We start from the raw sequence: 19,823 nt of genomic DNA, 5'->3' as shown, positions 1-19,823 counted from the left end.
TCCAGCCTTACTGTGCCTTTCTGAGCGATATCATCATCCGGGTCCCTTCCCCGGCGACGCTTGTCGCCCATATCTTCCCTTCATGCCCCTCAACAATCTGCTTCGCTATGGCAAGACCAAGCCCGCTGCCGCCTGCATCTTTTCTCGAAGGATCGGCTCGGTAGAACCGGTCAAAAATATGAGGCAGGTCATGTTCGGGTATCCCCTCGCCGTTATCTCTTATCTCTATAATGGCCGATGTCCGGGTCTCTCTAAGAAAAATAGTCACCCTGCCGTCAGCCTTGTCTGCATATTTCGCCGCATTGTCCAGGATGTTTTGAATAACCCTCTTTAATCTTTCGCGATCCATATAAACAGAAACGGGCTTCTCCAGCTCGTCGATCAGCTCTAACCGGATGGCCATCTTCTCGTACTCATACCGATAGTCCGCAACGCAGTCCTCGAAATAACCGGCCAGATCGGTTTGTTGAAAATGATAAGGCAGCTGATTCAGATCCAGCTTGGAGTATAACAGAAGATCGTCAATCATGCTGTTGACAAGCAGCGCCTTGGAGCGGGCCGTTTCCAGATACTCTTCCATTTTCTCGGGGGTTTGGGCTACCCCGTCGATGATCCCTTCGATATAACCTTTTATGGAGGTAACCGGCGTCTTTAGATCGTGGGAAATGCTGGATACGAGAAACTTCCGGTTCTCGTCGTATTTTTGCTGCAAATAGACGGACTCCTTCAGCTTAAGCCTCATAAGCTCGAGCGTCCTGCTCAGCTCCCTTACTTCCCCTTCCCCTACCTCCGCAATTTCGCGGCTTAGATCGCCTTCACTGATTCGAACCGCTGCGTTCTTCAGCCTCGATACGGGCATAATGATCCCCCGCGAGAACGTATACGACACCCACAGATTCGTCAGAAGAAAAACAAGGATGAAAAAGCCTGCGATGAATAGGCCAAGCAGCAGGGCAAAGCCCGTGTTCAGCTTGATCGGCGCAAGCAGCAGCAGAACCCCGTCCTCGGTTGACGATAGCTTATAGGCCGCGCGCGCGAACACATACGTTTTACCGTCAAGCTCCAGCGTGTCCTGATAGTGCGCATCGCCTGCGAGCATGAAGCTTTTCTTCAGATCCATGTCGTTATACGGCCGGGTCGCGAAGACAACTTCTCTATTTCTGAACAGAAAGGCATCGGCTCCTGCCTCTCTCGCCCGATCCGCCAGCTCTTGCTGATAACGCTGATCGAGGAGCTGCTCGAACTCGCGTTTCAACGCTTCATTTTTAATCGCGTTGATCTTCGTCCGGACCTCGAATGCTCTATTCCATTCCTGGATATTCGCCTCCCGGGCAAAAACCTTCGTGTACGCAGCGACAAATATGACCCCGGCCAACACCGTCAAACCGATAGAAAGCAAGACAGCCAACGCATTCATCGTGAAAAAGCGTTTGGTCAAATGCATGAGGTTCCCTTTCTATATGTCCTTTCTGTCAAACAAGTAATAACCTGCAGTAAATAACATTATACCACAGCCCGACATGATTAAGAGTTGGCGGAATATTTTAAACGCATTGATCGACTCTGCGATCCAAAGCGTATACCAGTCGAACATCGACGTGATGAAAAAGCTCGAATAGCTCGAAAATACGATGCCCAAAAAGTTAAAGGCTATAAACGTGATAATAGCGAGGAAAAAAACCGCTAATCCGCCCCGCAGCCAATTGGATAGCAGGACAACGAGCAGAGCGAATACGAACACAGGAAAAAACGTAGCGACATAGGATAGGATGACTCTACCGATGCCGATCAAGCTTGAGGACGACATATTGAACAGGAACCCGGCCACCAGGGAGAGTACCATCACAAACAGCAGATTGGCCATGATAAACAGGGCCAGGTTCAACACCTTGGCGCTAAATACGCCGAGTCGGGAAACGGGCCGGGTCAGCGTAATTTTCATCGTATTGGAAGAAAATTCGCCGTTGAACATATCAATCGCTACGAACGTGGAAAACAACGGCAATATCGTATAAGCAAACATCGACAGCACCACGAGCGGAAACTCCGTGCTTCCTACAACACGAAGTCCAAGTCCGTGCTTAATCGCCGTGACGGCAATTTGTCCGATCAGTACGGCAAGTATGGACAAGATGGCGGCCGCAATCAATTTTTTCTTTTTGAGCAGCTTCACGGCTTCATTGATGAATGCGGCTTTAAATCCGGCCATTCCGGTCCACCTCGCTTACAAAGTAGTTTTCAAGCGATGCGTAATTCGCAAGAATGTTATGCGTATAATCGGTATTGACGAGCTTTCCGCCGTATACGACGCCGATGCGGGTGCAGGTTAGCTCCACATCGTGAATCAGGTGACTCGAGATGAAGAAGGTCGTGCCTTCCCCGGCTAGCTGCTTGATCAGCCTGCGCATCTCCAGCATGCCCTCGACATCCAGTCCGTTCAACGGCTCGTCCCAGATCAATAGCCTCGGCTTCGAGAGAATCGTCGCCGCTACTCCCAGCCTCTGCTTCATTCCGAGCGAGAACTTCCCTGATTTCTCATGTTTATATTTGATCATGCCGGTAATTTCCAGGCATTCGTCGATTCTTTGCTGATCGACGTGCGGGTAAAACCTGGCGAACAGCTTCAGGTTGTCGTTAGCCGTCAGATACGGATACGACTCCGCCGTTTCGATGATACAGCCCACATGCTTCATCGCATTGACATAGTCCTCTTGAATACTGGCTCCGAATATTTTCACTTCGCCGCGATCCGGCCTCAGCAGTCCGGCCATCATTTTCATGGCGGTCGTCTTCCCCGCTCCATTAGGACCCAGGAAGCCGAAGATATCGCCCTGATCGACGTCCAGGTTCAGATCGCTGATTCCGCGGCCATTCCCGTATACCTTGGTCAAACCGTTTATTTCAATCGCTTTGGTCATGGACTTCCAACATCTCCCCAAATCATAGTCGGGAAGCCGCTGCCGCGGCTTCCCTTCATCCGTTATTCCTCAAACACGCGGCTGAACTCCCCGTCGAAATTCGGACGGTCATTGGATCTGTAGGAATCGTTGCTCAGTATTTCCATATTCATATTGAGATACAGCTTTCCGTTCGAGCTTGGATGGAGCTGACCCAGTTCCTGCTCCCCTTTGGCATTCTTATATGTGAAGGTAGGCATAGACCCCGATGAAGCAGGGTTGTATTCGAACGTAAAATTGTACAATTCCCCGAACTCGGCTTCATAGCCGGGCTTGACGGTTTCGTAGTACTTGCCGGACACTTTATTCTTCTCCACATTCGTGATTTCTAGCGTTCGTTCTCCGATTTTGATGAACTTGCCGTCCTTCTCGGTAATCACGTTATTTTTGTAAATGCCGACATGCTTATTGCTAAAGCCGCCCGTCTCGGTAATTTTTTCGACGTTAGCTCCTGACAGGTCAGGCAGGCTGATCTTTGTTTGTCCGATATCGGACAGCTTGTAGGCCATATTCAGCTTGATGTCATGCTGAACGCCTTCCTTGTCTTTCCCCGACAAAACCACTTCGCCGGTCAGGCTCTCCAGTAATCCCGCTTTATTCTCAACGGCCGTACCTGTAACCTTTTTCACGAAAATATCATCTTCGATTTGCGGCAGGCTCATCCTCTCCAGCCGTCCCATGTCGCTGATGTACCGCTTCATGACAAAGGAGGAGACCGCGTTCACAACGGCAGGCACCTGCGCCTCGGACAAGCTTCCTGCATATACGCGTCCCCCATCCGCGTGGAGCTCCGCCTGGATATTTTCCTTCAGATTACCGACGAAGGCATCGACGATTTTCTCGACTTCAGGAGCTCCCTTTTCATTAAACGGATTCGTAAAGCTCCGCCGTTCATACGGGCTCATCTCTTCGGGGAATTCCGTGACATAGTACTTGCCGTCCGTATTGTTCTTCCAGACCGACTGCTTCTTGTCGGAATACGAATAGCTGCTGCTCTGTTCCCCGCTGGCATATTGACTCGAAGATGTATTTTCCGTAGCCTGCAGCTGTGTATCGATTTTACTGAAGGTGGACATTTGCACCAAGGACCGGTCGTTCTCCTTCAGCGTAATCAGCGCCTCGACCGTATAGTTGCCCAGCCCGTTCTCCATCTGAGCGGCAGTGTTTTTGACCGTGGTCTTTAGGTGATCGTACCCGGAGCCTATCAGCGTGTCGGCAAAGGCCGTCGATACAAATACGCAAGCTCCAACCGTAAACGAAAGTGCCGTAATCGCTTTTTTACTTAATTTCATATCAGATCTCCTTTACTTATCCAGCATAGAGGAAACGTTTCCTTATTACCTAGTATAAACGATGCCTATTGAATATTTCTAAATAACCTATTAACAAAATATAAACTCTCTACCGATTAACTTTTTTTAGAGTCAAGTCGGAAGATCATGTTCCGCTTACAAGGAATTTAGAAGTGTTTGTCGAATCTTATTAGTTTAACACCAAATTCATGATTCCAGAGGGTAGCATGATGAGACCAGACATCCGTTCGATTCTTCTCCTTGTTTTTGTGCTTTGCGCAAGTCTGCTGGCCGGCTGTCTCCAGATGCCGGATGCTTCTTTCAATAAAGCAAGGCAGGGGAGACTTGAGCTTGCAGCGATACCTTTCGGCACACCGAAGAAAGTGTCCCTGGATGGAGAGTGGAAGTTTTATTGGAATCGCTTGATCGAGCCCGACCGGATCGATACCCAATCTCCCGATGCACTTGTTCAAGTCCCCTCCACATGGGATAAAATCACGATGGAAGGCGCTACGCCAGGAGGCCTCGGATATGCGACTTACGCTCTTCAAGTCACCAATATTCCTGTGGGTCAAACACTGGCTCTAGAAGTACCGACTATTCTGACCGCTTATAAGCTGTGGATTAATGGTAACTTGGTTTCTTCGGTTGGGGAAGTTGGGACTTCGCCGGAAGCCGCCTCTCCGAACAGGAAGGCCATAACCATTCCTTTTGTCGCGGACCAGCCGGAGCTTAACCTGGTCATCCAGGTATCCAACTATTCGAACAACCATGGGGGGATCTGGCAAAGTCTATGGCTCGGCGACTCCGAAGCTCTGCTGGCGCGCAAGCAGATCAGAATCTCTCTGGAAATGTTCTTGGCAGGCGCTTTGTTCATCATGGCTGTCTATCACTCGGGCCTATGGCTTATCCGTCGGAATGACAAATCGTCTCTTTATTTCGGTTTGTACTGCTTTTTCATCTCGTCAAGAGGATTATTTATTGGCGAAACCCTGTACATTGTTCTGCTTCCCCGATTCCCTTGGGATAGCTCTATTCGAATAGAATTCTTATGTTTCTACATGAGCGTTACATTTGCCCTCAGGTTCCTGCGCAGCCTCTATCCAAGCGAATGTTCGGAGATAGTTGTGAAGTGGGTTACCCGTATTAGCGTGATCTTCTCGCTGATTACGCTTGCCCTGCCTCCCCCGATATTTACGAACTGGCTTGTTTATTATCAAATAGTCACCGTAATTTCTGTCCTGTATGCGGTCTTTGTGTTCGCGCTGGCTTGCTACCGAAGGCGGGAAGGCTCGCTGATCTGCGCGGCCGGAGGTATTGTCCTGGCTGCCACCGTGATTAACGACATTTTATTTCAGCATGGCTATGCCAAATCTGAAAATCTGGTGATGCTCGGTTTGTTTTCCTTTGTTTTAGCCCAGTCGATCATTCTGTCGAAGAAGTTTTCCAAGGCCTTTACCTCGAGCGAGGAGCTGGCTCAAAATCTCATGGTACTGAATAATACACTGGAGGAAAAAGTAAAAGAGCGGACCAGCGACCTCGAAAAATTAAATACGATACTGGAAAGTCAAAGCTTGGCCGACGCACTTACAGGCATACCTAACCGAAGACACTTCACGCTCGCAGCAAGCCGGTCCTGGACGGAGGCTCAGGAGAAGCAAGCTTGCCTGGCCATCCTGCTTATGGACATCGACCATTTCAAATCGTACAACGATACCCATGGACATCTGATGGGAGACGCCTGTCTTCAAAAAGTAGCAGCCTGTATCCAGGAGTCCGCGCTTGCTAGCGGAGGCCATGCCTTTCGGTACGGGGGAGAGGAATTCGCCGTGATCTTGCCTGGGAGGAGCCTCGAGCAAGCCATGCTTTGCGCTGAATCGATGGCCCAGCGGGTATGCTCGCTGGAGATCGAGCATCTCACCTCCTCGACAGCAAGCTATATCACGATCAGCTGTGGGGTAGCTGTGCTCAACGCGGGCGCTCCAGGCACCTACCGCTCGCTGGAGGAGCTCCTTCAGCAGGCAGACGAAGCTCTTTATCGGGCCAAGCATGCGGGAAGAAATCGCGTTAGCGTGTGAGTAAGCAAGCTTGGTCAGCTTAGGCGGAATATACAAAAACCGTTCTCTTCATTAATGGATGATGATTCTTCCCTTAATGAACGAACGGTTTTTAGGTTGTGCAAAGCCAAGCTACTCATTCGTCACAGGGGCCGATGTACCGGCCGCTGCCGCTTACTCCTCCAACATCTGCTCGCCTTGCCCGACTTGACGTTCCTTCAAGCATGTATGCTCCTGACAATCCGAATAATAGATGATGACTTTCTCCGCGTCGAAAGTACCGATCATTTCATGGCAATGTTTGCAAACAATGCTGCCCAAATCTAAGCTGGCTGAGAAGTTGGACATAACGATTCATCCTTTCTATCATCAGATTTGCAGCCCTGCCCAATAAGGAAGGGCCATCGCCGACCGTTGTTGGGAAGAAGCTTATGTAAATGAACTAGTTGGCGCTTATTGCGACACACTAATTATTATATATTGTATATTATTTATATGCAATAGAGAAATTATCTTTCATTAACAGGTCTTATACACAAAAAAAGACGACTCGTTTAACTTCCTAACCGAGTCGTCTTACCTTTTTTCACGTTCGCGCTATTTGGATTCGACTTTCTTCTCGCTGTCCAAGTACTCCTGGAGATCGTCCTGAACGCTGATCTCGGCAAGAGCGACCTTCGACCGGTGGGCCGAACGAATAATGATATGCCCCGCTACCGGAGCAGTCAGGAAGACGAATACGATACCGAGCAATAAGCGGATACTGGACACTCCATGCGTAAAGAGAAAGTAGAGGAATGCGCCCAGCAAAATACAGAGGATTCCAAGCGTAGCGCTCTTCGTGGAAGCGTGCGCGCGATTATATACATCGGGAAGACGGATAATGCCCAGCGAGCTAACCAGACTCATGACGGTGCCGCTAATCACTAGAATTCCGACGACAATTTCAATCATCCCTTTTCCGTCCAATCACAACTCCTCCTTCCATATACTTGCTTAAAGCTATCGTGCTTAGAAAGGCCAATATCCCTATGAGCAGAATCGTTTCCAGATAGGCGTGGGAATCCAGCATAACCGAGAGCAGCGCCACGACTCCGATAATGTTGTAGCCGATGGAGTCGAGCGCGAGGATCCGGTCATGCATGGAAGGTCCCTTGATCACACGGTACAGAGCGATCACCACGGAGATCGTGAGCAAAAACATGGCCAGCAGCATAATCGTATCGAACATTATCGCATCACCTCAATAATCGCCTTCTCAAACTTATCCTTTGTTTTGGAAATACTCGTGCGGAATTCGTTAACATCCATAGCATGAATGTACAAGACGCCCGCCTTGGGGTCGATTTCCATCACAACAGAGCCTGGGGTCAGGGTTAATAAGGTGGAAAGCAGCGTAATTTCCCAGTCGGATTTCAGGATGGTATCGGACCGAAAAATGCCCGGTTGTATCGTTAACTTGGGCCGCATAACCTGGATCATAACCACAACGCTCGACTTGAGCAGCTCCAAGATAAACAGCGAAAATAACTTGATAATGGAAATAATTTTTCTGCCGTAGAAATGTACGGGGAAAAACCGGCGCATTAAGAAAATGATCAAAAATCCGATGGCGTAGCCTATACTGAAGATCATGACGTTCCACGATTCATTGAGAAGCATCCATACGAAGGCGATCAGCAAATTTAATAAGATCTGGGTTGTTATTTCCGTCACATCCTTTACGTCCAGGGTGGAATCAGTAACTCACTCTTTTAAAGACGGCATCGATGTAGAGGGATGGATTGGCCATAACCTCAGCGGCCTGCACTACATAGGTAAGCACCCACTCCGCTCCCAGCCCCATGGCGATGAGCAAGGTGACCAGAATCGAGCCCGGTAATAAGGCGCTTGTGCCCGTCGACTTCTGATCCCCCTCGCTAAGCAGCGTCTCCCCCCAGAAGCTGTGGATAAAGATTTTGATTACGGAGTAAAGCACCATGAGGCTCGTAATAATCCCGATCAGCGACAGGATGAAATGCCCTTCGGTTATGCCCCCCTTGAGAATAATGACTTTGCCCACGAAGCCGCTCAGCGGCGGGACGCCGGCAAGCGCAAGCGCGGCTATGAGAAACAACCATCCTAGCGATGGGCGGAAGAGAATCAAGCCGCTAAAGTTCTTGAGCTTATCCGAGCCGAAGATGGAGATAATCGCTCCTCCCAGAATGAAGATAAGCGCCTTGGCCAGCATGTCGTGAATCAAATAAAACAGCGCGCCCGTCAAGGAATCCAGGGAAGAGAGCCCTACGCCGAACAGGATGAAGCCGACCGCGACGATGACGTTGTAGGCGAGTATTTTTTTAATCTCCCAGTGGGTAATAACCCCCAGCGCCCCAAGTATCATCGTGGCCGCGGCCAAAATGAGAATGATCGTATGCGTAACTTCCGACTGATGGTAGAAAATCAGGGTAAATGTACGAATAATCGCATAGATTCCCACCTTGGTAAGCAGGGCCGCGAACAACGCGGCGATAGCAGGAGGCGGCGCACTGTAGGAGCCTGGCAGCCAGAAAAACAGGAACAGCCCTGATTTGAGGCCGAACACCGTCATGAATATGAGGCTTACGGTCGTCAGCAGGCCATCTTGACCGATGACGGTGATGCGCTCGGACAGATGGGCCATATTGAGTGTTCCGGTGATCGAATACAGGTAAGCGATCGCGATAACAAACAAGGTCGACGAAACGACGTTAATAATGACATATTTGATCGATTCGCGGAGCTGAAGCTTCTTCCCCCCTAGACCGAGCAGCACATAGGAGGAGATCAGCATGACTTCGAAAAAGACGAACAGGTTAAATATATCGCCCGTCAGGAAGGAACCGTTCACGCCGCAAAGCAGAAGCTGTACGAACGGATAGACGAAGTAAACCTTATGCTCATGGTTCAGGGAACCGAATGCGTACAGGTTGCACATCAGACCTACGATGCTCGCAGTCAGCACCAGCAGGGCCGACAGCATATCTCCAACCAGCGAGATGCCGTAGGGGGCCTCCCACCCTCCTACATCGAGAACAAGAATGCCCTGGGTCGAGACCCGGTGAATGATAAGGGCGGAGACCCCTATCGTCATCAGCATGCTGATGACGGATAGCCACTGCTGGAGTCGGACCTGCCGACGAAAGAAGATCATTCCCATTCCGGCCAGAAGAGGGATGATGATCGGAAGGATCAACACATTACTCATGCGAGCTACCTCTCAATTGCTTCATATTGTCAGTGCCCAGCTCCACATACGTGCGATAACCCAATACAAGCAGGAATGCGGTCAACGCAAAGCTGATCACTATCGAGGTAAGGATCAAGGCCTGCGGGATAGGATCTGTGTAGCTGGCGGCATTCTCCCCGAGAAGTGGCGCCGCCCCCTTCTTGATCCCATTAACGGCAAGCAGCATCAGATGAGTGGCATGAGAGAAGATCGTAATCCCTAATATAATCCGCAGCAGGTTTTTGTTCAGGATGAGATACGTTCCGACTGTAAACAGGATGCCGGCGATAATTGTTATGAACGTCTCCATTATTTTTCATCCTCGCTTATACTTGTAATTATCGTCATGGTGGTCCCGACCACGGTCATATACACGCCCAGATCGAAGATGACGGCCGAAGCAAGCTCCGTTTTTCCCAGTAACGGCAGATTGACATACGTAAATGTCTGCGTCAGGAAGTGAACATCGAACAATAGGGATGCCGTACCCGTAAGGACAGCGACGATCACGCCGGCCGCGGCCAATTGGTTAAAATTCACGGGAAGGATGTCCCGCACCGACTGAAGATCGAAGGCGATGTAGAGCAGGACGAGGGCAGAGGCCGTAATCAAGCCGCCGATAAAGCCGCCGCCCGGATTGTGATGCCCCGCGAACAAAATATAAATCGAGAAGGTCATTATAATGAACACTTGTATTTTGGTCGCGGTTTGCAGAAAGACGTCGGTAAATTTCATTGAGGCTTCCTCCCCTCATGACGAAGCTTGATAAGCGTATAAATGCCTACCCCTGCCGTGAAGAGAACGACAATTTCCAGCATCGTATCGAAGGCCCGGAAGTCGACCAGAATGGCATTGACCATATTCCTCGCTCCTGCCAGCGTATAGGAATCTTTATAGTATTCCGCAATTCTCGGAAACAAATGATGCTCTTGCGTCGATAGACCGATTAAGGTCAGGACCAATCCGACGCCGATGGCGATGACGGCATTGGTCAACCGGAACTTTACCGTGGTCACATGCTTGCTAACCTTGGGGAGAAAGTAGAAGCATAGCAGGAAAAGTGTGGTTGAAATCGTTTCGACGACAAGCTGCGTCAGCGCCAAATCCGGTGCGCGGAATATAACGAACAGCAAGGAAACGATATAGCCGATGATGCTTACGGCGATGATCGAGATCAGTCTGGACTTCGTAAACAGGATATAAACAGCCGCCCCGACCATCGTGAAGCCAAGCATGTATTCATATAGCTCGATAGGCGCATTGTTGGACAGATCGAGCTCGAAGCCATCCGTAAGAAACAAAGAGCCTCCGGCCATCACAATCAGAAAGACGAACAGATAGGACAAGTAGTGCGTAGTCGAGCCAGTCATGTAAAATCGGGTCAGGATGCCGGCTATCCTCTCCATCCCCGCAAGCCCTTGATCATAAGCCTGATTCAAGCTGAACCGGAACGGTACGCTTTCGTAAATATTCCGAAATTGGGTTAAATACCGGTACAGCACGGTTCCCAGAACGACAATGCCGATGGTCATCAGAAGCTCCGTATTAAAGCCATGCCACGCGGAGATATGAACATGCCACTCCTCCCCGTTCACGAAGGCTTGCGGCAGGATCGCTTGTACAGTCGGTACCAGCAGCGAAGACGCTATCACATTCGGGAAGAAAAACAACAGGATGACAAGAACGGCAAGGATCATAGGCGAAATGAGCATGCCCAGCGGCGCCTCATGCAGCTCGCGCTCTTGCGGCTTCGGTTGGTATGGACCCGTGAACACCTTAAAGATAAGAATCATACAGTAAACGAAAGTAAATATGCTCGCGACCCAGGCGATGATCGGAATAAGGAAAAACCAGCCATCCAATGTACGCGAAGCCGTCAGCACGCCGGTAAAAAACATCTCCTTGCTCAAGAAGCCGCTAAACGGAGGAAGTCCGGCCATGGAGAAAGCGCCGATCATCGTTAAGGTGAAGGAAACGGGCATGACATGGATCAGACCGCCCAGCCGGCGGATATCGCGCGTCCCCGTCTCATGGTCGAGAATACCGATCATCATAAAGAGACAGCCCTTGAAGATCGAGTGGTTGATCAGATGAAAGATCGCGGCAAGCGCAGCACCGGCGAACAGTAACGAGCTGTCGCGGAATTCGATATTTAACGCCAGAGAGCCTATGCCGAGCAGCGTCATAATTAGGCCGAGCTGGCTTATCGTCGAGAAGGCCAGCAGCGCTTTCAGGTCACTCTGACGAATCGCGAGCAAGGAGCCGCTGATCAGCGTGATGAGACCGACGATCGTGATGGTCCAGAACCATTCCTGATGACCGCCGAATATAGGAGTGAGACGGGCGACAAGGTAGACTCCCGCCTTGACCATCGTAGCGGAGTGCAGATAGGCACTGATAGGCGTAGGGGCTTCCATCGCATCCGGCAGCCAGATGTGGAAGGGGAATTGCGCAGACTTCGTAAACGCTCCAAGAAGGATAAGGAACATCGCCGGAAGAAACAGCGAATGCTGCGAAACCTGTTCGCCTGCCGCGATGATCTCGCGGATGCTCAAGGTCCCTGATGCCGCATACAGGATAATGAAGCCGAGCAGCATGGAAAATCCGCCGGTCATCGTAATAAACATCGATTTCTGGGCTCCGTAGCGTGATTTTTTGCGATGATACCAGAAGGCGATGAGTAAGAAAGAAGATACGCTGGTAAGCTCCCAGAAAGCATATAGCACTAGGAGGTTATCTGACAGGACGGAGCCGAGCATCGCACCCATGAAGAGCATTAGATAAGCATAGAAGAGATGCAGCTTCTCTCTTTCCTTGGACATATAGAATATAGAGTAAAACACGACCAAAACGCCTATACCCGTAATGAGCAAAACAAACATCAGGGAGAGACTGTCCATATAGATCGCAAAATGGATGTCCAGGAACGGGATCCACGGCACGGATTGGACAAGAGGCTCAATGGGATGCTGAACAGGATAATAACCTGCAAAAAAGATCAGCAGAAGGAGAGGAATACTCATAACGAACCAGCCGGTATGGATCCGATGCACATATTTAGACAACAGCGGAATAAAGGGGACGGCTAAAAATGGTAACAGGATGGCAAGGTGTAATAATGGCAACAGCGAGTCTCCTCCTTTTTTGTATGTATAGTTATACATCATATAGGGTATTCATAAACGAAATATGAGGGATTAATAGCCCTTACAGACGTTTAGGAATTGATTCGTTGTATAAAGTCGAACGGTTCGCCATGACAATTATACTCTATGTAAGTTGACAACATCAAACTTTATCTGTAGGCTAAAGCTATCATTGGGCAGAGGTGGAACAAAACAATGAAGACAGGAAGCATGGATGAATGTATACTCGTCTGTGTATATTATGGTCCAAACGGTGAACGACTCATTCGCAGAGGCGGTAAAATTGCTAATATGCTTAATTGTCCTCTCTATGTTTTAACCGTCGACCGGCAACCGGAAGATGAGTGGGATATCGAGAAGAATCATTATATTTCAGCATGGAAAAAAATCGCCGAAGAGCTTGGGGCCCAGGAATTCATTGTCAAATACAATGAGAAACGCCCTGTTGTCAAAGTCATAAGCGAGGTTACGAAGCAAAAAAATGTGACGCAAATCGTGCTCGGGCAAACCGCTCAAAGCCGCTGGGAAGAGATCACGAAAGGCTCCATTATTAATGTATTGCTGAACGAGCTATCTTTCGTCGATCTGCACATCGTATCGCTCTCGCGCGAATTAAAGGTTCAAGAGGGCTTTTATGAAAAGGGCATCCGCGCCTACCTGCTGGAGGAAGCCGGAGGCTACAAGCTTTGCTTCAATCATACGCACCTGGATAAGTACGAGGGCATCTTCTACAAGGAAGTCGGCACGGACTTCAACAATGGCGTCTTCAAGTTTATGAAGGATAATGAAATGGTGGAAGTCCTGATTCACGACGGGTTTATCGAGGATATTAACCAAAAGATCGACTGACCCGCGGCTCGTCCGCTTCGGGTAGATCAAGAGCTTTATCTGTAACGGCAGCGATGCCGTTTTTTTGTATGCCAAAAAGGAGAGGCTGATTGCCCCTCCCGCTCCGCTTCCTATGATTTGCTTTTCCTTCCATACACAAAGTATAACGTAAGGCCTGACATGATCATCAAAATAACGGAGTATACCAGCGTGAGCGCCTTGGTATCCGCCAGCGCCTGTGCATCCGTACTGTTCTTGATCACGATACCGAGCGGCTGGTACAGGGGATGGTACAGAAACACGGTAAGATCGTAATCGGCCAATATTCCGTTGAAATTCAAAGCGAGTACGGCCAGCGTCGATGGCAGGATGATGGGCAGCAATACTTTCCTGAACGTATAGAAAGACTTGGCCCCCAAATTTTTCGCCGCATCCTCCAGATTGTTGTCCAGGCTGAAGAAGGACGCTTTCACCATCCGCAGGGTGAAGGGAATGTGTACGATGACATAAGCAATGAACAGCATCCAGACGGTTCCTACCAGGATGGAGTTCCCGATCACCCATCTCGGCGTGTTGAATGTGACGATGAGGCCGATGGCGATTAAGGTCGAAGGAAGCATCCAGGGGATCAGCAGCGCGTACTCCAGGGCAAGCGTCCACTTATTCTGGAACTTATGCAGAATTCGCGACGCCATCAAGGTCAGGGCTACGACAGCTACCGCCGCCCCAGCGGCATATACGATGCTCACCAGGTAAGGCTTGAAGGCCGACATCTTGGAGAACACCTGAATGTAATTATCAAGCGAGAACCCGCTGATATGCAGGGTTGCGGTAGATATGCTGTGTGCATCCGTGAAAGAGAAGATCACGATAAGCACAACCGGAATGATATAGATCAGAAACAAGAAATACGCCAGAACGTGCGCGGCAATATTGGCAAGCTTGTTGTTAATCTTTTGCTTGATCAGCTCCGATCTTACTTTGGAGACGGACATGAAATTTCCTTTTCTTTCAAACCGGATCATAATCGATAACAAGACCAAAGTTGCCAAACCGAGAATAAGCGCCAGCAGAGCGGCTAAATCCCGGGAGGACACGCTGTTCGAGAAGGTCAGGATCATCGGAGTGATGGTTTGGAACTCTACCCCGCCCAGGATCAGAGGCGCAGAGGTTGCAGCGAGACCGGTCAGGAAGATGAGGATCGTCAGTGCAAACATCGTAGGCTTCAGGACCGGAAGTACGACCCTCCACAAAATATAAAAGGTCGAGGCCCCCATGTTCTTCGCCGCTTCCACCGTTTGAAAATCGATCTTTCGAATGGCGTTGCTTAGAAAGAGAACGTGGTTGGACGTACAGGCAAAGGTCATGACGAATAAAACCGCCCAGTATCCATGAAACCATGTCGTATCGAAGGAAGGAAACAGACCCGCCAGAAGCTTGGTCATGAAGCCATTCTCACCGTAGACGAATTTGTATCCGGACACCAGGACGACACCGCTATAAATAAGAGTTGTAAAATAACCCAGCCTCAGTACTTTCGCGCCTTTAATATCAAAATATTCCGAGATCAAAACCAAGGTAACGCCGACGATATTGACGGTGATGACCAGAGACACGGCCAGAATAAAGCTGTTATACAAGCTTCTCATCGCCCGTTCGGAGCTCAGCAGCTTCTCAGCCGCTTCGAATGAAAATTTACCGCCCTTAAAAAAGATTTCGTAATAAATATTAAGATTCGGATAGATCAGAAAAGCTATGACGAACCAGGCAATCAGCCCGTAAAAAATAACAGTTGTCGGATTGATGGATGTTAACGTTTTTCTTATCTTTGCTGCAATCAACCTGCTTCCTCCTTCCCCTAGTACTGCAGAATATCGCTGACCTGGATATACATCTCCGTCTCGTCCCCGACCTTGTGATGAGCAAGTCCGCTCTCCTTCTCGATGGTCTTCAGCAAGCCTCCGCCGGCAACTTCGATCACGAATTTGCTGTATAGCCCATAAAACTCCCGGTCGACGATCTTCCCCTTCAACTGCACAGCTTCTGTGCCGGGCAGGGGCAGCAGGCTCACTTTTTCGTTGCGGATATACGCTATTTTCTCCGGGTCTATAAAGTCCTTCAACCGGCTATTAAGGATAATCCGCGGATCGATCTTGTTGATATCCCCTATAAAATTGCATACGAATTCCGTCCGGGATTGATTGTAAACTTCCTGCGGCGTGCCGACCTGCTCCACGATGCCATTGTTGAATACCGCGATGCGATCGGACAAGGTCAGCGCTTCTTCCTGATCATGCGTAACATAGATCGTCGTAATGCCGAACCGCTTCTGAAGGTCCTTCAGCTCATTGCGCAATTGCACCCTTAGCTTGGCGTCCAGATTGGATAAGGGCTCATCCAGCGCCAAAATGCTCGGCTTCAGGACCAGCGCTCTGGCGATGGCTACGCGCTGCTGCTGACCGCCGGAGAGCTCGGACACTTTCTTGAACAGCTGGGCTTCCTTCAAATCCACCTTCTGGGCGATGTCCCTCACTTCCCGGTCGACCTCGTCCCTTGAAGCCTTTTTGACCCTCATGCCGAAGGCGATATTCTCATAAACATTCATCGTCGGAAACAAGGCATAGCTCTGAAACACCATGCTGATCCCTCTTTTTTCGATCGGCACATGGGTGATATCCCTGTCGCTTAGCTTGATTTGCCCGCTCGTCGGCTTAATAAAGCCGACCAGACTGCGGAGTATCGTCGTTTTCCCGCAGCCGGACGGTCCGAGAAAGGTAAAAAACTCGCCTTCTTTGATGTGCAGATTGAGGTTTTTGATCGCATGAAAGCTGCCGAATTTAATTTGAATATCTTCAAATGTTATCATAAGTAACCCCTATATCCTTTTTTTGATTAACTTAAAGAACAACTGCATATTGGAACCTCCAATATGCAGTGCGCCCTGAGCTTTACCCGAACTTATTTCATGATTTGCAATTCGATTTTCTCTACCCATTTCCCAATATTCCCGGCAATGAAGCCCCAATCCAAAGGCTGCGCCTTCAGCGAAGCATACAAGGCTTTCACGGACTCATTGGCTTTATCGACGGCTTTCGTATTGGCAGGCATGGAATTGAACTTCGCGGCAAATTCCCCTTGCACGTCAGCGGTTCCCATCCATTCGACGAAGCGCTCGGCCGTTGCCTTCTTCTTCGTACCGTTAACAATCGCAGCATGCTCCACAATCATCGGCACGCCGATCGATGGACTTACGATGCCTGCCTTCACTTTGTACTGCTCTTCTTTCTTGCTGAGCGTACCGGATACGACGGCTCCAAGCGGTGTTTTGCCGCTTGCCAGATTGGCGTAGAAGTCTTCTCCCTCGACCGCTCTGACTCCGTTGTCAAACAATTGCTTGATTTCATCCCAGCCTTCCTTGGCAATGCCCAGGTCACCCTTCGGATCCTGGTGTCGAGTCAGAATACCTGCGACTACCAGCTGCGGCGTAATTTGTCCCAGCAAAGTAGGAGCTTCGTATTTGCCTTTGAAGGCCGCATTTTTGTAGAGGTCGGTCCAATCCTTCGGCGCCGTTTCTGCTGTAAAGTCTTTCGGGTTATAGCCAAGCAGAATCGCCTGCTTCACCAGACCGTGGTAGTAGCCTTCCGGGTCGTTCAAGCCCGGTTCAATTTCTCCAGCCCACTTCGGTACATATTTGGTCAGAACGTTCTCTTTCTTTAAATTCTCATAAAGCATATTGTTCAAGCCGAATACCACGTCGGCGATCGGGTTGTTTTTCTCGGCGATCAACCGGTTCGTCAAGTTAGCGCCGCCTGCCCCGACAAGCTCGATTTCGAAGCCGGCCGTTTTCGCTTTCTCGATCAGCCATTCGCCGCGGCCATCGGAATTCGCATTCGTGTACACAATCAGCTTCTCATTCTTAACCGGCTCGCTCGGTGCGGGCGCAGAAGCGGAAGGCGTAGTCGCCGGTGGGGTAGACCCCGCGCTGCTTCCATTGTTATTGCCTCCGCCACAAGCGGTTACAGCCAGGCACAGGACCGACAGCAGAGACATGCTTACCATTTTCTTCATCATTGTTAGACACTCCTTCGGGTATGGGTTTTGTAGGTTTATATAAGAAGGCGGCTAGTCTAGATATGAATAATCATTCCATCATAGGCCACCACGACTCCGGACGGCTTGAATATGTCAACGAATTCGTCATGCAGCAGCTTGGAATTATGACTGAAGTGCGTGACGATGATGCACCCTTCCTCTTTCAAAATGTTTTCCTTGCGGAATTCGCGCTGAGCCTCCAGCACCGTCTCGATGCACATATGATTGCGGTCGCGGGATTTCCCTGTGTATCCGTGCGTGCAATCGAGTATCGCGCAATCCAGCTGCTTTCCCTTTAACCATGCCCATGTAGCTTCAGGGAACCAGCCCGAATCATGTCCGTATAACACCTTCTTGCCTTCCTTCTCCACCACATACAGCAAGCAGGTCTCCATACTGTCGTGATCGGCAAGCAGCGGTGTTACCAGGGCATCGCCCACTGTGATCGTCTCGAAGGGACGCAGCAGGTGGAAAGCAAACCGTTCTCCCGCGAAGCGGCCGATGGCGAGACGCGTATGATGCATCACGGCATCGTTCCCGTAAATATGCAGCGGATGCTGAAGATTATGGGCAATGCCTGCCCTCCGACATTCCAGATCGTAGGCGTTATAATGATCCGAGTGCGTATGGGTCACAAGCAGATGCTCGATCGCGCCCAAATCAATGTTGTCGCGCAGCGCCTGCATATAGGAATCGGGCGAATAGTCGAATTTGATCACATCGTCAATAATGGCCGAGGTGCGTGTACGTATGTTTTTTCCGCCCAGCTTTCGTGCCTCGATGCAATACTCACAACGGCAGAATGCATTGGGGAAGCCCTCCGCGGCCGCGGTGCCGAGAAAATGAATTTTCATAGTGTCCTCCTGTCAATCCTAGCGAACGGATTTCCTTTCGACGATCGTCGTTTGAATTTTGGTAATAACCGGCTTCTCATGAGATTGGTTCACTCGCTTCATGAGCAGCGCAAAGGCCGATTGCGCAAGCTTCTCGGTATCCTGTCTTACAGTGGTAAGAGGTATCGGCGTTAACGCCGAGAGGTGGATATCGGAGAACCCGACAATGGACAGTTTATCGGGGACGGAAATCCCCATAAGCAAAGCGGTAGAAAGGCTGGAGATCGCCAGATGATCGTCTCCGCACATCAAAGCCGTCAACTGCGGGTTTTCTTGGAGAAACTGCTCCTGCTCCGGATCGCTCTCATGAATACGGCTCGGATCGCAGGGCACGCTTCTAAAATGGATATATTGCGTTTTGACCGGAATCGCATGATCGAGCAGTGCCTGGATATAGCCTTGATACCTTTCCTCCCGGCTCGTGATATTATCGATCGCATTCGAGGTGTACCCGATTTCCCGGAATCCCTTCTCGATCAAGTACTTGGTCATCTCGTAAGAGCCCCGATAATGATCGTGATAGACGCAGTCAATCTGAATCTCGCGAAAAATCCGGTCAATGATCACAATCGGAAATTGCTGCAGCTTCAGCCTCAGCACCTGATCGCTGCACGTTTTCCGCCCCTGCGGAAACAAGATGATACCGTCGATTCCCCCTTCCACCAGCCTCTGCAGGCAGTGATCCTCATCCTCCCTATTCCTGCTGATTTTCAGAATAAGATCGGAATCATGCTTCCTCGCTTCCAGTTCGGCGGCGGCGATGATCTTGGAGGTGTAATCGGACAGATGGGGGACGATCAGCGCGATCTGCCTGCTGCGCTTCACTTCTACCGGAGCCGGCGGCACGATTACTGCCGGAAGCTCTTCGTTGGGAGGCGGGACGTCCTGCTGTCCGGACAGAAAGGTCCCCCTCCTCGGCAAGCGGTATACCATCCCCTGTTCCGCCAGCTTCTCCAATGCCAGCTTGCTGGTCATTCGGCTTACGCCGAACAGCTTAGCAAGCTCTCCTTCCGAAGGGACGGGATCATGAGGCTGAAGCCTGCGGCTCTGAATAATCTCTACCACCTTATCAGCAATAAGCAAATACAGTTGTTGATTCGGTTTTTTCGTCACACGTACATTCTTCATCTATGGTCATCCCTCGTTTTGGTTACTGGCTCCCCTCCCAGAACGGGAAGAATATGGAAGCGCTATCAACGTCAGCTCTGGCTAATAACCTGTATCTCCTGATCACGAACTGGCGGAGATCCAACCTGCCGGCTTGCTGCTGCCAATGTGGCGTATCCTCCCTGGCAGGTGATCTAAATCGAG

The 19,823-nt window shown here is 50.0% G+C and carries 19 protein-coding genes; 2 read left to right on the top strand and 17 right to left on the bottom strand.

Annotation, left to right across the window (positions count from 1 at the left end):
- Positions 1-7: 7 nt before the first annotated feature.
- The 4 genes from GSF01_RS24065 to GSF01_RS24050 all read right to left on the bottom strand — a co-directional run bounded on the left by GSF01_RS24065 (position 8) and on the right by GSF01_RS24050 (position 4,249).
- Complete coding sequence (locus GSF01_RS24065) at positions 8-1,444, bottom strand: sensor histidine kinase (RefSeq protein ID WP_159887825.1); 1,437 nt, start codon at positions 1,442-1,444, stop codon at positions 8-10.
- Between the two features lie 12 nt (positions 1,445-1,456).
- Positions 1,457-2,209, bottom strand: coding sequence for an ABC transporter permease (locus GSF01_RS24060; RefSeq protein ID WP_159887824.1), 753 nt, complete (start codon positions 2,207-2,209; stop codon positions 1,457-1,459).
- Positions 2,196-2,918 carry an ABC transporter ATP-binding protein gene (locus GSF01_RS24055; protein WP_159887823.1) on the bottom strand — a complete coding sequence of 241 codons (723 nt, stop codon included), beginning with the start codon at positions 2,916-2,918 and terminating at the stop codon, positions 2,196-2,198. The genes GSF01_RS24060 and GSF01_RS24055 overlap by 14 nt, the downstream gene beginning before the upstream one ends.
- Before the next feature lie 62 nt (positions 2,919-2,980).
- Positions 2,981-4,249, bottom strand: coding sequence for a hypothetical protein (locus tag GSF01_RS24050; RefSeq protein WP_159887822.1), 1,269 nt, complete (start codon positions 4,247-4,249; stop codon positions 2,981-2,983).
- Between the two features lie 227 nt (positions 4,250-4,476).
- On the opposite strand from GSF01_RS24050, the gene GSF01_RS24045 reads away from it, so the two are divergent.
- Positions 4,477-6,327, top strand: coding sequence for a sensor domain-containing diguanylate cyclase (locus GSF01_RS24045; protein ID WP_159887821.1), 1,851 nt, complete (start codon positions 4,477-4,479; stop codon positions 6,325-6,327).
- Positions 6,328-6,480: 153 nt separating this feature from the next.
- On the opposite strand, the gene GSF01_RS24040 is transcribed toward GSF01_RS24045, so the two are convergent.
- The 8 genes from GSF01_RS24040 to GSF01_RS24005 all read right to left on the bottom strand — a co-directional run bounded on the left by GSF01_RS24040 (position 6,481) and on the right by GSF01_RS24005 (position 12,678).
- The gene (locus tag GSF01_RS24040; RefSeq protein WP_235941713.1) at positions 6,481-6,654 is read right to left on the bottom strand and encodes a GapA-binding peptide SR1P; all 174 of its coding nucleotides are present in this window, start codon (positions 6,652-6,654) and stop codon (positions 6,481-6,483) included.
- Between the two features lie 249 nt (positions 6,655-6,903).
- On the bottom strand, positions 6,904-7,275 hold the full coding sequence (gene mnhG, locus GSF01_RS24035; protein ID WP_159887820.1) for a monovalent cation/H(+) antiporter subunit G: 372 nt from the start codon (positions 7,273-7,275) through the stop codon (positions 6,904-6,906).
- The gene (locus GSF01_RS24030; protein ID WP_159887819.1) at positions 7,253-7,537 is read right to left on the bottom strand and encodes a Na(+)/H(+) antiporter subunit F1; all 285 of its coding nucleotides are present in this window, start codon (positions 7,535-7,537) and stop codon (positions 7,253-7,255) included. The genes mnhG and GSF01_RS24030 overlap by 23 nt, the downstream gene beginning before the upstream one ends.
- A complete protein-coding gene (locus GSF01_RS24025) occupies positions 7,537-8,022 on the bottom strand; it encodes a Na+/H+ antiporter subunit E (RefSeq protein ID WP_328803706.1) in 486 nt (161 codons plus the stop codon). Before GSF01_RS24025 ends, GSF01_RS24030 begins: the two co-directional genes overlap by 1 nt.
- A gap of 22 nt (positions 8,023-8,044) precedes the next feature.
- Positions 8,045-9,532: a Na+/H+ antiporter subunit D gene (locus tag GSF01_RS24020; protein ID WP_159887818.1), complete on the bottom strand. Its 1,488-nt coding sequence runs from the start codon at positions 9,530-9,532 to the stop codon at positions 8,045-8,047.
- Positions 9,525-9,863, bottom strand: coding sequence for a Na(+)/H(+) antiporter subunit C (locus GSF01_RS24015; protein WP_159887817.1), 339 nt, complete (start codon positions 9,861-9,863; stop codon positions 9,525-9,527). Before GSF01_RS24015 ends, GSF01_RS24020 begins: the two co-directional genes overlap by 8 nt.
- The gene (locus tag GSF01_RS24010) at positions 9,863-10,288 is read right to left on the bottom strand and encodes a Na(+)/H(+) antiporter subunit B (protein ID WP_159887816.1); all 426 of its coding nucleotides are present in this window, start codon (positions 10,286-10,288) and stop codon (positions 9,863-9,865) included. Before GSF01_RS24010 ends, GSF01_RS24015 begins: the two co-directional genes overlap by 1 nt.
- A complete protein-coding gene (locus GSF01_RS24005; RefSeq protein WP_159887815.1) occupies positions 10,285-12,678 on the bottom strand; it encodes a Na+/H+ antiporter subunit A in 2,394 nt (797 codons plus the stop codon). The genes GSF01_RS24010 and GSF01_RS24005 overlap by 4 nt, the downstream gene beginning before the upstream one ends.
- Positions 12,679-12,894: 216 nt before the next feature.
- Between GSF01_RS24005 and GSF01_RS24000 the strand changes: the two genes are divergently transcribed.
- On the top strand, positions 12,895-13,548 hold the full coding sequence (locus tag GSF01_RS24000; protein ID WP_159887814.1) for an adenine nucleotide alpha hydrolase family protein: 654 nt from the start codon (positions 12,895-12,897) through the stop codon (positions 13,546-13,548).
- Between the two features lie 110 nt (positions 13,549-13,658).
- On the opposite strand, the gene GSF01_RS23995 is transcribed toward GSF01_RS24000, so the two are convergent.
- From GSF01_RS23995 to GSF01_RS23975, 5 genes are all read right to left on the bottom strand, one after another.
- The gene (locus GSF01_RS23995; RefSeq protein ID WP_159887813.1) at positions 13,659-15,368 is read right to left on the bottom strand and encodes an ABC transporter permease; all 1,710 of its coding nucleotides are present in this window, start codon (positions 15,366-15,368) and stop codon (positions 13,659-13,661) included.
- A gap of 17 nt (positions 15,369-15,385) precedes the next feature.
- Complete coding sequence (locus tag GSF01_RS23990) at positions 15,386-16,393, bottom strand: ABC transporter ATP-binding protein (protein WP_159887812.1); 1,008 nt, start codon at positions 16,391-16,393, stop codon at positions 15,386-15,388.
- Between the two features lie 92 nt (positions 16,394-16,485).
- Complete coding sequence (locus tag GSF01_RS23985; RefSeq protein ID WP_159887811.1) at positions 16,486-17,598, bottom strand: extracellular solute-binding protein; 1,113 nt, start codon at positions 17,596-17,598, stop codon at positions 16,486-16,488.
- Between the two features lie 56 nt (positions 17,599-17,654).
- Positions 17,655-18,473 carry an MBL fold metallo-hydrolase gene (locus tag GSF01_RS23980; protein ID WP_159887810.1) on the bottom strand — a complete coding sequence of 273 codons (819 nt, stop codon included), beginning with the start codon at positions 18,471-18,473 and terminating at the stop codon, positions 17,655-17,657.
- Between the two features lie 18 nt (positions 18,474-18,491).
- Entirely contained in the window at positions 18,492-19,640 is a 1,149-nt protein-coding gene (locus GSF01_RS23975) for a GntR family transcriptional regulator (RefSeq protein WP_159887809.1), read from the bottom strand.
- Positions 19,641-19,823: the final 183 nt, after the last annotated feature.

The sequence above is a fragment of the Paenibacillus puerhi genome (genome assembly GCF_009846885.1).
GTDB classification, from domain to species: Bacteria; Bacillota; Bacilli; order Paenibacillales; family NBRC-103111; genus Paenibacillus_G; species Paenibacillus_G puerhi.
The sequence above is the reverse complement of the archived record's forward strand: the minus strand, read 5'-3'. Positions and strand labels throughout refer to the sequence as shown.